The sequence below is a fragment of the Butyricimonas hominis genome (assembly GCF_014287455.1).
Lineage (GTDB): Bacteria > Bacteroidota > Bacteroidia > Bacteroidales > Marinifilaceae > Butyricimonas > Butyricimonas muris.
Genome location: NZ_JACOOH010000003.1, coordinates 447,260 through 460,672 on the forward strand (window position 1 = coordinate 447,260; position 13,413 = coordinate 460,672).

The 13,413-nt window shown below is 46.4% G+C and carries 16 protein-coding genes; 1 reads left to right on the forward strand and 15 read right to left on the reverse strand.

Annotated elements, in window-relative coordinates; genetic code table 11:
- Nucleotides 1–62 precede the first annotated feature (62 nt).
- The 15 genes from atpH to H8S64_RS08785 form a co-directional block, all read right to left on the reverse strand.
- The gene (gene atpH, locus H8S64_RS08720; protein ID WP_099292977.1) at nt 63–614 is read right to left on the reverse strand and encodes an ATP synthase F1 subunit delta; all 552 of its coding nucleotides are present in this window, start codon (nt 612–614) and stop codon (nt 63–65) included.
- An 11-nt stretch (nt 615–625) separates the two neighbouring features.
- On the reverse strand, nt 626–1,123 hold the full coding sequence (gene atpF, locus H8S64_RS08725; RefSeq protein WP_099292979.1) for a F0F1 ATP synthase subunit B: 498 nt from the start codon (nt 1,121–1,123) through the stop codon (nt 626–628).
- 9 nt (nt 1,124–1,132) lie between these two features.
- Nucleotides 1,133–1,390 carry an ATP synthase F0 subunit C gene (gene atpE, locus H8S64_RS08730; RefSeq protein WP_099292981.1) on the reverse strand — a complete coding sequence of 86 codons (258 nt, stop codon included), beginning with the start codon at nt 1,388–1,390 and terminating at the stop codon, nt 1,133–1,135.
- A 40-nt stretch (nt 1,391–1,430) separates the two neighbouring features.
- Complete coding sequence (gene atpB, locus H8S64_RS08735) at nt 1,431–2,555, reverse strand: F0F1 ATP synthase subunit A (RefSeq protein ID WP_186975754.1); 1,125 nt, start codon at nt 2,553–2,555, stop codon at nt 1,431–1,433.
- Between the two features lie 7 nt (nt 2,556–2,562).
- Nucleotides 2,563–2,796, reverse strand: a complete 234-nt coding sequence (gene atpC / locus H8S64_RS08740; RefSeq protein ID WP_186975755.1) for an ATP synthase F1 subunit epsilon — start codon at nt 2,794–2,796, stop codon at nt 2,563–2,565.
- Between the two features lie 158 nt (nt 2,797–2,954).
- Complete coding sequence (atpD, locus tag H8S64_RS08745) at nt 2,955–4,463, reverse strand: F0F1 ATP synthase subunit beta (protein WP_099292987.1); 1,509 nt, start codon at nt 4,461–4,463, stop codon at nt 2,955–2,957.
- A gap of 134 nt (nt 4,464–4,597) precedes the next feature.
- Nucleotides 4,598–4,990 (reverse strand): hypothetical protein, encoded by a 393-nt coding sequence (locus tag H8S64_RS08750; protein WP_186975756.1) that lies wholly within the window; start codon nt 4,988–4,990, stop codon nt 4,598–4,600.
- A gap of 160 nt (nt 4,991–5,150) precedes the next feature.
- Complete coding sequence (locus H8S64_RS08755; RefSeq protein ID WP_186975757.1) at nt 5,151–6,809, reverse strand: tetratricopeptide repeat protein; 1,659 nt, start codon at nt 6,807–6,809, stop codon at nt 5,151–5,153.
- Nucleotides 6,810–6,826: 17 nt separating this feature from the next.
- Nucleotides 6,827–7,765: a PstS family phosphate ABC transporter substrate-binding protein gene (locus H8S64_RS08760; RefSeq protein ID WP_186975758.1), complete on the reverse strand. Its 939-nt coding sequence runs from the start codon at nt 7,763–7,765 to the stop codon at nt 6,827–6,829.
- Between the two features lie 95 nt (nt 7,766–7,860).
- On the reverse strand, nt 7,861–8,685 hold the full coding sequence (locus H8S64_RS08765) for an energy transducer TonB (protein WP_099292993.1): 825 nt from the start codon (nt 8,683–8,685) through the stop codon (nt 7,861–7,863).
- A gap of 3 nt (nt 8,686–8,688) precedes the next feature.
- Nucleotides 8,689–9,360 (reverse strand): ExbD/TolR family protein, encoded by a 672-nt coding sequence (locus H8S64_RS08770; protein WP_099292995.1) that lies wholly within the window; start codon nt 9,358–9,360, stop codon nt 8,689–8,691.
- 35 nt (nt 9,361–9,395) lie between these two features.
- Nucleotides 9,396–9,998 carry an ExbD/TolR family protein gene (locus tag H8S64_RS08775; protein WP_186975759.1) on the reverse strand — a complete coding sequence of 201 codons (603 nt, stop codon included), beginning with the start codon at nt 9,996–9,998 and terminating at the stop codon, nt 9,396–9,398.
- Between the two features lie 24 nt (nt 9,999–10,022).
- A complete protein-coding gene (locus H8S64_RS08780) occupies nt 10,023–10,841 on the reverse strand; it encodes a MotA/TolQ/ExbB proton channel family protein (RefSeq protein ID WP_099292999.1) in 819 nt (272 codons plus the stop codon).
- A gap of 19 nt (nt 10,842–10,860) precedes the next feature.
- On the reverse strand, nt 10,861–10,989 hold the full coding sequence (locus tag H8S64_RS22520; RefSeq protein ID WP_255302058.1) for a hypothetical protein: 129 nt from the start codon (nt 10,987–10,989) through the stop codon (nt 10,861–10,863).
- 189 nt (nt 10,990–11,178) lie between these two features.
- Entirely contained in the window at nt 11,179–11,574 is a 396-nt protein-coding gene (locus H8S64_RS08785; RefSeq protein ID WP_186975760.1) for a hypothetical protein, read from the reverse strand.
- Nucleotides 11,575–11,977: 403 nt separating this feature from the next.
- Between H8S64_RS08785 and H8S64_RS08790 the strand changes: the two genes are divergently transcribed.
- Nucleotides 11,978–13,315, forward strand: coding sequence for an MATE family efflux transporter (locus H8S64_RS08790; RefSeq protein WP_186975761.1), 1,338 nt, complete (start codon nt 11,978–11,980; stop codon nt 13,313–13,315).
- Nucleotides 13,316–13,413: the final 98 nt, after the last annotated feature.

Below are 13,413 nucleotides of genomic sequence, written 5' to 3' on the forward strand. Positions count from 1 at the left end.
ATGACTTTCCAAATTTCTTATAATCGCTGAATCGTCAATTATTGAATCACGGAATTACCGAGTCAATAATTCTCTTCCAGTCCTAACCCTACTCCTATCTCCTTCAGTTCCTTCATCAACGAGGCATCTAATTGCTCCGTACCGATCTGTAACACGAAACCACCGATAATCGTCGAATCAACTTTATGGACAAATTCTATCTTTTTCGAGGCATAGCGACGTTTCACGTAATCCTCTATTTGTTCCAGAGCCTCCTTCGACAATTCCACCGCGGTGGTAATCTTCACCCGGATGATGCCGTAAGCCTCCCGGTAGAGTTTTTGGAACATCAGACAGATTTGTCTTACATACATCTCCCGGTGATTCTTTATCAACAAACGAATCCCCTTGATATACGCTTCTCCCGGCTCGATTCCGATAGCCGTGGAAAGAAGCATCTCCTTATCCCCGGGTGACAACAACGGATTCAACAAAGCCTTTTGCAAATCGGGGTGAGCGATATAGTTTATCTCGAATAATTTCATCTTCTCGTAAACCAAATCGGCAGCACCCAGTTCTTGCGAGTATCGAAGCAGAGCCTTCGCGTATCTACGAGCAATCAATCCTTCGTCCATACCTTCCTCCTTTACTCTTTATTTTCAAGCTCGTCCAACAGCTTACCGATAATCTCCATTTGAGCCTTATCGGAAGACAGATCTTTCCGCATCACCTTCTCTGCTATCTGCAAAGACAAAGATGCCACTTGTACCCGTAATTGCCGTTCCGCTTCTCTTTTCGCCTGCTCTATTGATAAGTTGGCAGCTTCTCTCACCCGTTGCGCCTCGTTCTCCGCTGCCTTGCGTGCATCCGCTATCATCTCCCGTTTCAGTCGTTCCGTCTGCTGCAGCACGTCCAATTGTTGCTTGTGCGCTTCCGCCAGCAACGTCTTGACATCTGCCTGTGCCTTCTCCCGGTCTTCCTTCGCTTCTTGAGCATAAACCACGCCTTTATCGATAAAGTCCGCCCGCTCGTCCAACATACGGACAATGGCAGGCCAAGCGTATTTTGCCAAGATGCCGAAAAGAATCAAGAAGACAACCAGCATCCAAAACACTAATCCGAATTCCGGTGTAAACAATGACATAGCTTCTTTTTATACAAACAATGCTAATAAACAAACGATAATCGCGAAAAGGGCAACACCCTCTATCAACGCGGCAATCACAATCATATTCGTCCTGATATTATTCGTTTCTTCCGGCTGACGGGCAATAGCGTCCATAGCAGAAGAACCGATCTTACCAATACCGATACCGGCACCAATAGCGGCTATACCCGCACCAACACAAGCACCTATCTTTGCCAGACTCATTCCGGCTACCGCAGCTTCCAATAAAATTAAACTTTCCATAACCTTATTTATTTTAGATTTATTGATTCAAATTATTCTATTATAAATCACTCAATCGCTTCACTCTCGCTAACCCGATAAATATCGTCGACAGTAACATAAACACGTACGCTTGGATAAATCCGATCAACACGTGTATCAAGTTCATAAACACCGCAAACAGTACCGAGAATATCGTTGTCACCCCGACAACCACCTGCCCCATCACGCCGAACATGAATATCAACGAAATCAATACCAGCACTATCAAGTGTCCTCCCAGCATATTCGCGAAAAGACGAATCATAAGAGCGATAGGTTTCGTGAATACCCCGAAAATCTCGATTATCGGCAACAAGGGCACCGGGCATTTCAATGCGAACGGTACATCCGGCCAGAAAATCTCTTTCCAGTATTCCTTCGTTCCCGACACGTTCACCACGACAAAGGTACAAACTGCCAGTACAAGCGTGATAGACATATTTCCCATCACATTCGCTCCACCCGGGAAGAACGCAACCAATCCCATCAAGTTAGAGATGAATATAAAGAAAAACAATGTCAGTAGATAAGGCGCATATTTTCTCGCCTCTTTTCCCAACACGCTCACGATAACCTCCTTGTACAACATCTCCACGACCATCTCGATTGAACCGACACCCTTTCTAGGGGCTTTGTATTTGTTTTTCCGGTAATAACGCACCAACGAAAAGGCGATTAACATGGTAATCAAAGCGCTTATCATGATAGAAAACGCGTTTTTCGTGATAGAGAAATCATACGGACGATACACGTTTCCCGTCGCGTCCGTGGCGACAATCTTCCCCTCGTGAGTTCCCTCGCGGGCGATATAAAATCCCTCGTATTCCTTCCCGTCTTCCAGATGCGTGGAACTGAACACGTGCCAACTTCCGTCTATTCCCCTAACAATCACTGGCAATGGAAGAGTCACACGCCCCACGATATTCCAACCGTATTCATCACCAAGGTGCTCGAAAATGGTTTCTTTCGGGTTAAATGCTTTCGCTTCTTCCTCGACTTCCTGCCCTAGCGAATCCACCCGAGCAACAATTTCATCTTCCGTTGTCAGTGTATCATTCACGGCAACAATCTCCCGCGCGGACACGTTCAAAGCCACCGTCAGCGAAAAGAATACCGTCAATATATGTCTTGCATAACCTTTCATTCGTTTATCAATTTATACATACCACCACGTTGTTATCCCGCACCTCCACGACTCCTCCTTTTATATCAATTTCCTTCTCCCCGCTCGCCCCCCGGTAAACCAGCTTTCCCGCTGTCAACGTGGACACTAACGGGGCGTGATGATCCAATACCGTGAACTGTCCCACCGTACCGGGTAGTTTCACCATTTGCACTTCACCTTTATAAAGCACTTTTTCCGGAGATACTATTCTTAAAACCATCCTGATTAATTTTAGATTTATGATTTATGATTTTAGATTACAGCCGCACGAGCGAACGCTTTTGATTTTAGATTTTAGATTTTAAATTGAACTCCTCCGCCCTTCGGGCACCTCCCCTATCATCGTTCATTTCATTTTCAATTTTCAACTTTCAATTTTCAATTGCTTTTCGCTTTCTCCATCATCTCTTTTCCTTTCTTAATCACGTCGTCAATTGTTCCGGCGTTCATAAAGGCTTGTTCAGGGTACTCGTCCATATCGCCATCCAATATCATCTTGAACCCGCGAATAGTTTCCTCCAGTGGAACCATCACACCCGGAATACCCGTGAATTGCTCCGCCACATGGAATGGCTGTGACAAGAAACGTTGCGCCCGTCTGGCACGAGCCACGACAATCTTATCCGAATCCGACAACTCATCCACTCCCAATATGGCAATAATATCTTGTAACTCGTTATAATGCTGCAACAATTCGATAACCCTCTGCGCCGTGTGATAATGTTCTTCACCCACGATAGCCGGGTCAAGAATACGTGAATTCGATTCCAAGGGGTCCACTGCCGGATAAATACCCAATTCCGTGATCTTACGGCTCAATACCGTGGTCGCATCCAAGAAACTGAATGTCGTCGCCGGAGCGGGGTCAGTCAAGTCGTCCGCCGGCACGTAAATAGCTTGAATAGATGTAATCGAACCGTTTTTCGTCGAAGTGATGCGCTCCTGCAATTTACCCATCTCCGATGCCAACGTGGGTTGATAGCCCACCGCCGACGGCATACGTCCCAGCAACGCCGAAACTTCCGAACCCGCTTGCGTGAAACGAAATATATTATCAATAAAGAACAATATCTCCTTACCGCCTTCATTCGAATCCCGGAACATCTCCGCCACGGTCAATCCCGACAAAGCCACCCGCAAACGTGCCCCGGGAGGCTCGTTCATCTGCCCGAACACGAGCGTGGCCTGTGATTCCCGCACTTTATCCATGTCCACGCTTTCCAAATCCCATTTGCCTTGAGCCATTTCCTCCTTGAACTTGTCGCCGTAATTAATTACACCCGACTCGATCATCTCCCGCAAAAGGTCATTCCCCTCACGCGTACGTTCACCAACTCCGGCAAACACGGAATACCCGTTATGTCCCTTGGCTATATTATTGATCATTTCCATGATTAACACGGTTTTACCGACACCGGCACCACCGAACAAACCGATTTTCCCCCCTTTGGAATAAGGTTCCAGCAAATCGATCACCTTGATACCCGTCAATAACAATTCTTCCTGTATGGACAGATCCTCGAATTTCGGGGCTTCCCGGTGAATGGAAAGCGTATCTTTGTATTCCAGCGGGGACAGATAATCAATAGCATCACCCGTCACGTTCAACAGGCGTCCCTTAATCTGATCGCCCGTGGGCATCGTCAACGTCCGCCCCAAGTCAACCACTTTCATCCCGCGATACAACCCGTCCGTCGTATCCATTGCCACGCAGCGCACCGTGTCTTCACCCACGTGCTGTTCAACCTCGACAATCAACTTGGCTCCATTGTCCCGCTCGATTTCAAGCGCCTCGTAAATAGGTGGCAAATCTCCCCCGTCATTCTCGAAAATCACGTCCACGACAGGACCAATCACTTGCGTCACGTACCCGACATTCTGTCTCATAATATATAATTTAAACGTTCTTTAAATGCTTACTTTTAACTTTAACGTATATTCACCGGGAAAGTTTCTTCCCAACAAACTTTCTACACGCTTTTTTTCTCCCCTGCACGAGAGAATATATCCCGGCAATACCGCTAAATAACTAAACGACCTATCCGATAGATATAAAATCCATGGACATGCTTTGTGAATAAATATTCTCGGAATTTTTCCTGACAAATAATGTGATGTGACTTCAAGACCGAATCATGGCACGAGAGCAGTTTAGACAAACCACCTCTTTTTTCTTTTTCAATACCCGTATCGCCCGGTAAATCAATTGATGCGGATAGGATAAACGCACCACCAACGAAATCGTAGGTTCTTGCCAAATCGCTCAAAGTAAATTCCCCGTCCAACCGGGTAGAAGCGAAATACTCCGTCCTGTTTTCCGTACGTCCTTCAAACGTGTTCTCCCCGGACAAAACATTTATCCCGAAACAAAACGTTATAATAACGACAGACAATATTTTCAACCAAAACTTCATATTTCCTTTTTATTGTTCTGTGGGATTATAGTGCAATTTCCATACCAAAACACCCCAACGGTGGAAAAAAAAGACTTACCCGCATCCACTCCTCGGGGAAAGCTATGTGCAACTTGCACGAGTCGTTTTACTCAATCTAAAATCACTAAATCTAAAATTATTAAAGTTTTATACTTTCCAGTGCCTTCAAAGCAATCTCGTCCTTGGCATCTAACGCCAGCACCTTAGAGAAAAACTCCTTTGCTTCCTCGTATTCACCTTTTGCCGAATCGGGATTTCCATTATTTTTCGTCGTGATAGCATCGGCAACAACGTAATGGTAATACCCCAGATACTTGTAACTCTCTATCAGTTCCCGTTTATAACGTTCCGTGTTCGACAGTCCTATTTCTACCACTTTCTCGTAATAAGGTTTTGCCAACCCTTCCAAGGTTTCCGGATCGAGCATCGAATTAACGCGTGCCCGCCAGAAATATCCCACGTAACTACTCGGCACCTTGTCACTCAACGCGGCAAACAAACTATCGGCTTTCACGAGTTCCGCTTTCTGTTCGTCGACAACGGAATCCCGGCAAGCCATGTTATAATAGCATTTGCCCAATTTCAATAAATCTTCCGCCGATGCCTCTCCGGCAGAATCAATATAACGATTGTAATATACCACAGCCGAATCCAATTGATTGGTCTTCGCGAAAATATCCGCGATTTCCTTGTTCAGCTCTTGATGTTTGGCATCCGTTTGCAAAGCCTTCTCGTAAAACACCACGGCATCATTGTAATTCTTGTTTGCCTCCAATTGCTCGGCATAACACAGGAAATCCTGATAAATCTGATGTTCTTCCGGGGTTGACTCTATAAAATGCCGGATAGCCTGCAAACACTTCTCCCCGTCTTCCCGCTTCGCCAGACAGTACGCGTACAACCGTTTCGCCACTAAATTATCCGGTCGTTCATTCAACACCTGTTCCAGCACGGGCAACATCCCGGCATATTGCTTGTCGAAATACAATATCCCCGCGTAACGAAGCAAATTCTCCGTGTCGTAATACCCCGAACGGATAAACTTAGTATAATTCTCTGCCGCCGCCTTACTATTTCCGGACATCTCGTGCAATTCTCCCAAGGAACAGTAAGCCCCGCAAAAATCGGGCGATATCTCGCGCACTTTATTCAACTTCTCGAGAGAAAGCGAACGATTGGTGGACATGTATATCTGTGCCTGCTTCAAATAAGCCCCCAGACAATCCGGAGAAAAATAAGTAGCCGACTCGTACTTGGCACAAGCATCCCCGGTGTGTCCCCGCATCACCAGAATGTCGCCTTCCACGAGGTAGGGCAAACCGCTCTTGTCATCCAACTCTTTCGCCTTATTCACGTGCTCCATAGCCTTCGCGGCATCACCGGCGTGCAAGTAAGCCCTCGCGATAGCGATTTGCAGGGTAGCGTCTTTCTTATACCCTTTCGTTCCGAGGGCATCCTTCAATAAAGCCTCCGCGCCGGAAGGATCGTCATTCAACTTCAGACTTGCCTGTCCCACCCGATTGTACGGGTAATCCGGTTGCAATCCCACGCCTTTATCGTAATAAAAACCGGCAGAATCCCTCTGCCCTAGCGTCAGATAACATTCCCCGAGGTAATAACACGCCTCAGCCTGCCCTACATTATCCGTCAGCGTCGGCAGATTATCCAGAAAAAACACTTTTGCCGCACCGGTCATTCCCGACTCGTAGAGAGCTATCCCTACCCTGTTATCTGCCGCCTTCACGCTCACGGAAAGGAGCGAAAAGAACAGTCCGTATAATATCCATTTTGTATTCATCGTCTTCAAATTTATAGTTAGATTTGTTCTCTCACGTTCACGATATTCACGGGCATTGTTGCCGGTAGCAAACCGGCCTTCAACACGATACGCTGTCCCCGCGAACCGGAGAAAAAAGAAGTCAATCCCGTGGGCAAAACACTACGGGGATCATTCAGCAAAATATAAATATCCCGTCGCAAGGGATACTGTCCGGTATAGAGATAATACTGGTAAGGCTGGTAACTATTCCCGTATGTTGGTCGGTCGGCACGACTCACGCGTGCCACCTGTATCTCGTCGAGAAAATCGCGACAAAGCGAATCCCTGTCATCACTGATCCAGTTCACACCTATTACCCCCAAAGCACCACGGGTACGTGCCACATAATCAATCACCTTCCGGTTCGTCCCTGCCGCATGACAACGCTCGGACAACTGCCCCTCCCCGCAAATCGAATCAATCGCGTACCTCACGGTGCTTGAATTCGGGTGATCGAAAACCACCTGTATCTCTCCCGCGCGGGACCCCGGGGCAATCTCCTCCCAACGGGTAATCTCCCCGGTAAATATCTTTTGCAACAGAGCCAAATTGAATATCGAATCGGCATTTTGCCTGTTCACGATCAAGGCTATCCCATCAGTGGCTACCTTCACCGACTCCGGAAAAAACTTCTTGCTGTGGAATGACTCTAATTCGTTTTCCGTCAGTGGTCGTGTAGCCAAAACCCACCGCACACTATCACGTAACAGCAAATTAATCGCTTCCACTTCACTCGTGTAAAGTGGTATTACACCCGCCTGATTATATTGCGCCTCAAAAACGTTAATAGCTTCCTCGGCCAAGGGAGATAACGTTTCATCGACAGCAACCCGGATCACCCCGCTGAACAAGGTTTCCTGCACACTTGATGTCTTTCCTTTACAAGCCCCAAGGGACACCAGTAACAAGAGCCAAAAGCCGATTCGAATATTCATAACTTAATTAATTTATCTCCCCACTCCATTTTAAATCGAGCCCAAAACCAAGCAAGGAGTTCATTTTCAATTCTCCATTTTCAATTTTCAATTGCTTATTGTTGCAATTTAAATGATATCGGCAACGTGAATCTTACGGATACAGCTTCTCCCCGCTGTCTACCGGGAATCCATTTCTTCATCGCTTTCACGACCCGGATAGCTTCTTGATCCAACGAAGGATCAACGGAACGAATGACCTGCACATCGCGCACCGAACCATCACGCCCGATAACAAACTGCACGATAACCTTTCCCGCGATGTTCATTTCTTGGGCAATAGACGGGTAACGGATCTCTTTACCGATCCATTTCATCAAGGCGGCCATACCTCCCGGGTATTCCGGGGCTTGTTCCACGACTTGAAATACCTCGTCATCACTCGCCACGATCAATTTGTGATCTTCCAAATCAGCAATATCCTGACCGTTCTCGTCATCATTTCCCTTCACGTCCGCCACGGAAATAGCCGCTTTCGCTTGATTCACCTCCTCCTGTGTCTTCATCTCGTCCGCCTCGTTCACCTCCTCGTCTTTTTTGATCACGGGAGCGGTAAACTTGATTGTCGTCTTCAATGTAGGCGGAGGCGGCACGTTCACCGCCACGATCTTATTCTCTTCCTTCACCTCCGGTAACTCCATCTTCAAATTAGAAAGCTCGGTCACCGCTACCATCTTTTCCTCCGCCTTCACCGGGGTAAGAAAACGAATGAAGGCAGGAAGTACCATTGCCAGTACGACACAGCCTATAATCACTATATAAGCTGTCAGATGCCGCCGGGACGACTGCTTACGCAATTCGTAAGCGCCGTAATCTTTATTCTTCCCGGCAAACACGAGGTCGCACCATTCAATCGAATTTATATGAATATCTTTTGCCATACCTTACTGTTTTAACTCCCGGTACTCGATAACCTCCTTCAAATCATCAGCGTATCCGTCGTGCGTTTTATCCTGTAACAAGCGTAAATCGCCCTGTGTAACATCCATGATCGCGTAACGACCGATATTGCATATCTGCATCTCGTCAAGCACGTCAATCAGGTTCTTATAGTTAGCGAAATCCGTCGCCTTAATCAATATTACAGGCGAATCTTTCTCTTTCCGAATCTCGGCGGACTCTTTCAAGTACTCCTCGTTCGTGATTTCCAGATTCTCCTTTTTCTGTTTCAACTCCCGGATCTTTTGCATCACGATCTGGTTACGTCCCAGCAAAATCGCTCTCAACCCGTTCGGGGAAAAGTCTGTTTCCTGCACCATATCGGGATTCTCGTAATCCGGTTCTCCCATATAATAGTACACCTTCCCCTCCTTTCCCAACAAAATGGTCATCGCCTTCGAAGCCTTCACCTTGTTCTGCTCCTGCTCGTTCAACAAATCCTTCCGGGGCATACTGATTTCCATTGTCTGGGGCTTACTCATGGAAGTACAGAGCATAAAGAAAGTTATCAACAGCATATTCATATCCACCATGGGAGTAAAATCCACGCGGATACTAAACTTCTTCTGTTTACCTTTCTTGCGTTCTCCGCCTCCGTTATCTTGTATCTCTGCCATAATCTTATCGTTTCAAATTAACACGTCCAACCCGGTCATACATTAGGCATATTTCGCAAAGAGGTTATCAGGTTGTACCTGTTCTCCCGCAAATCCTGCAACGTCGCCATAATATCCTTTATCAGCGGATAAGGTGTACTTTGGTCTGCCTTGATCGCGATCACCAAATCCTTGTTCACCTCGCGGGCAAACTGCATCCACGCTTTAAACTGGTTATTCGTGCTATCGCAAGGAATACCGTAATTCATCAACACTTTATCCTGATCTTCGGGCGATAACGCGAGAAATTGCTTCATTCCTTGAATCGGAACCCCGAAAGAGTTACACAAACTAAACTTCTTCAACTCATCATTAGTAAACTCGATCTGGTAACTTTCGCCCATTTTCTTCAAAACTTCCATTCTGTCTTGCGGCTTATCCAACCCCATAAACACCTTTCCCGAGGGTTCCACCAGTATAGAAACGATATTTGCATCGGGAATCTTGATCTCCGAAACCGACTGCGGCGGATTCACCTTCACCGGTTCCTTTTGGATAAACGTCGAGGTCAGCATGAAGAACGTTAGCAACAGCACCGTCACGTCACTCATGGCGGTCATGTCGATAAACGTCGATTTCTTCTTTATCTTCTGACTCATAACTCGTGTGTTTAAAGGTTCAAACTATCTGTTCTTCACCGTGAATGTTTGCACGATATAAGCACCGATTTCATCAATACTATGCGTGATACCGTCTATCTTACTTGTAAAGAAATTGTAAGCGATAACAGCGCAAGCCCCCGTGGCAATACCGAACGCGGTATTTACCAACGCTTCCGAAATACCTGTCGACAAAGCGATAGAATCCGTACCCCCGGCAGAGGACAAGGCGGCAAACGACTTGATCATACCGATAACCGTACCGAGCAGCCCCATCAAAGTTCCCAGCGTGGTAATCGTGGCGATAACCCCCAGATTCTGCTCCATGGTAGGCAACTCCAGCATGGTAGCCTCTTCCAAGTCTTTCCGCACCGCGAGTTGCTTCTCTTCTTTCGTCAAAGTATCACAACCGTCGACCTGCGTGTAAGTAGAAAGCGATGACTTTATAACATTCGCCACCGTTCCTTTCTGTTCATCACACGCTTTACGGGCTCCTTCGATATCCCCGCTTTCCAGTTGACCTTTCACTTTGGTCACGAATTGCTGAAGATTCTTTTTCCCTTTCGCCTTGCGTAAAGCGATCATACGTTCAACGCTCAACGTCAAGACCGTGAATAATAAAGTCTGTATAATCGGCACGATTACCCCTCCCTTATATATCGTACCCAAGAGATTTCCGGGTAACGGGTGATTGTTCGGGTCATTGTTTATAAAATTAGCCGGATTTCCATAAACGAAATGATAAATAATCATTGCAAGAATAAAACACAAAATGATTATCGGGAAAGCAGAAATACCTAAATTTCTCTTTGCCCCCTTTGTAGATGTTGCAGTCTTTTTCATGTCTAATGTATTTTAATATTTATAACGCGCAATATAAAGCAAGGAATACCAACCCGAAAACGATAAGCATAACCACGATCGGGTATAACGTTTGGAATAATGCAGACTTTGTAATCTTATCACTCATTTTTGTACTTGTAGTTTCCATAAGTCAATCTCTTTAAAATAATTGAAAATAATAGGGTGTAAAGGACCTGTCCGTATCCTTACATGAATACCGATTTCACACTAAACATCTGTACAACAGAGCATAGCACCCTCTTTCATCATTTTATACAGGCATACAAAACACCTGTACCACAATGATATGGCACGGACATACTTGACTTACGTGTGGCTAAATGACGATTTTACACAAGTCGAACAGGTAGAATCCCTGTATATAACGAATACCCAACAATTCGGAAAAACTTTCAATGGAACGTTCTACCCGAATACCATACTCTGACTTGTGATACGCTAATTGGATTTTGCGATAAATAGAGAACGAGATTTGTTGCTCCCGACTACTTCCGTTCACGAGCTGCTGACTGGAAAAAACCAACGTGCGTTCGAAAGCACCATGCCGGTCCGCGGAAGAAGTGGCAACCTTGGAATCGTCCCGCGACTGCTCCGTACCCGGAACTGTCGGCACGGGCTTCTCCCCTTTGGAATCAGTTTCTCCAAAGGCGTTTACCCCGATTGCCAAAAGCAAAAGTAACAGTAAAAAATATTGAAATACTGTCTTCTTCATTTCTCTCGTTTAATATATCCAAAGATAGATACTTATTTCATCTTCGCAAATTATTTAGCTTAATATTAAGGTTAAATTACTTAAAATTTAGTCTTATACCTTTTTATACGACAAGGGCGGTTACATTTGTTTCACTTTTCTCAACTATTTTTCTCCCGATTTCCCCTTCCATAAGCGATGCCCACCCCTCGTGTAGACCTGCACTCTATCCTAGAGTTAAACAATAGATAAGTTACAGTTATTCTAACCCCGTTAGAATAACTGCAGGAGAACTTCAGGAGAACTTCAGAATAACTCCACCGTTTCCCCGCCGACCGCCCCCGGTTTTCGGGCGTGTTATTCTCCCGTGACGTTATGAACTTTACAAACTAAATCGTACCTTTGCCCCCGTTTACAAAAAGGCATGAAAATCAGTTCATCATATTACAAAGACAACGTCCGTATCGCCTTCCCCATCATGCTCTCGCTGGCGGGACAAGCGGTGGTGCAAATGGCGGACAACATCATGGTCGGGCGTCTCGGCGCTCCCGAACTGGCGGCAGTATCCCTTGCCGGTATCATCATCATGAACACGATGGTCGTCGGGATGGGTATCGCCACGGGACTCACTCCCCTCGTCGGACAGGCACATGCCCAGAACGACAGCGAACGGGTGGCGGGATTCTTCCAGAACTCTCTTCTGGTGAACACCGCGGTATCACTCTTGCTCACCGCCTTTCTCTTCGCTCTTATGCCTTTTTTATCCATGATGGGACAACCCGAGGAAGTGATCGCGTTAAGTAAAGGCTATTACATACTAACCTCCCTGTCGGTCATTCCCTTCATCCTCTTCATGACATTCAAACAATACATGGAAGGCATCGGTAACACGAAAGTGGCCATGGTCATCACGATATCATGCAACGTCATGAATATCATTCTCAATTACATGTTTATATACGGCAAACTCGGAGCCCCGAATCTGGGGGTAGCGGGAGCCGGACTGGCAACCTTGATATCAAGAACCATGATGCCCGCGGTATTTTTCTTTTATACACGCCGCTCCGCCATACACGCCACCGTCTTCCAGTTCTTCCGCCGGACAAATGTCAGCGGACGCAAAATAAAACAACTCTTGCAAGTGGGTTACCCCATCGCCGGACAAATGGTCGTCGAATTTCTCTCCCTCAGCCTCATCACGGTTATGATGGGTTGGCTGGGTACGGTGCCTCTTGCCGCCAACCAGATAGCGTTATCCATGATTAACCTCACCTTCATGATATCCAGCGGGATTGCCGGGGCTTCCACGATACTTATCAGCCACGAATTCGGGCGTCATAATTTCGCCAAGATGCGCCGTCACGCTCACGCGGCTTTTCGTCTTTCCGTGGTCTTTATGACGGGAGCGGCCATTATCTACGCTCTTTTCGGGGCCCAAATCGCTTCCGTCTTCACGCCCGACCGGGAAGTGATTGAAGTGGCACGCCGCCTTTTCTACGTCGTCGCGGTTTTCGAAATATTCGACGGGCTACAGGTCACCGCTCTCGGCGCGTTAAGAGGTATCACCGACGTGAAACGCCCCATGATATACGCTTTCATTTCCTATGTCTTTGTTGCCGTCCCGCTCGCCTACGTCACGGGTATTTTACTCGACTTCGGGGCTCCCGGACTACTCTCCGGATTCTGCGGTGGTCTTATGTTCGCGGCGGCTCTCTTTATCCGCCGTTTCAACAAAAGCTGCCGACAAATGATGTCACGTTAAGATTTTTTCAAGCTTTCAAGGCAAAATTATTGCTTTAATCACGAATAAAATGTAACTTGCATCGTATAAAATGCATAAATTATACTAAGACATATAAC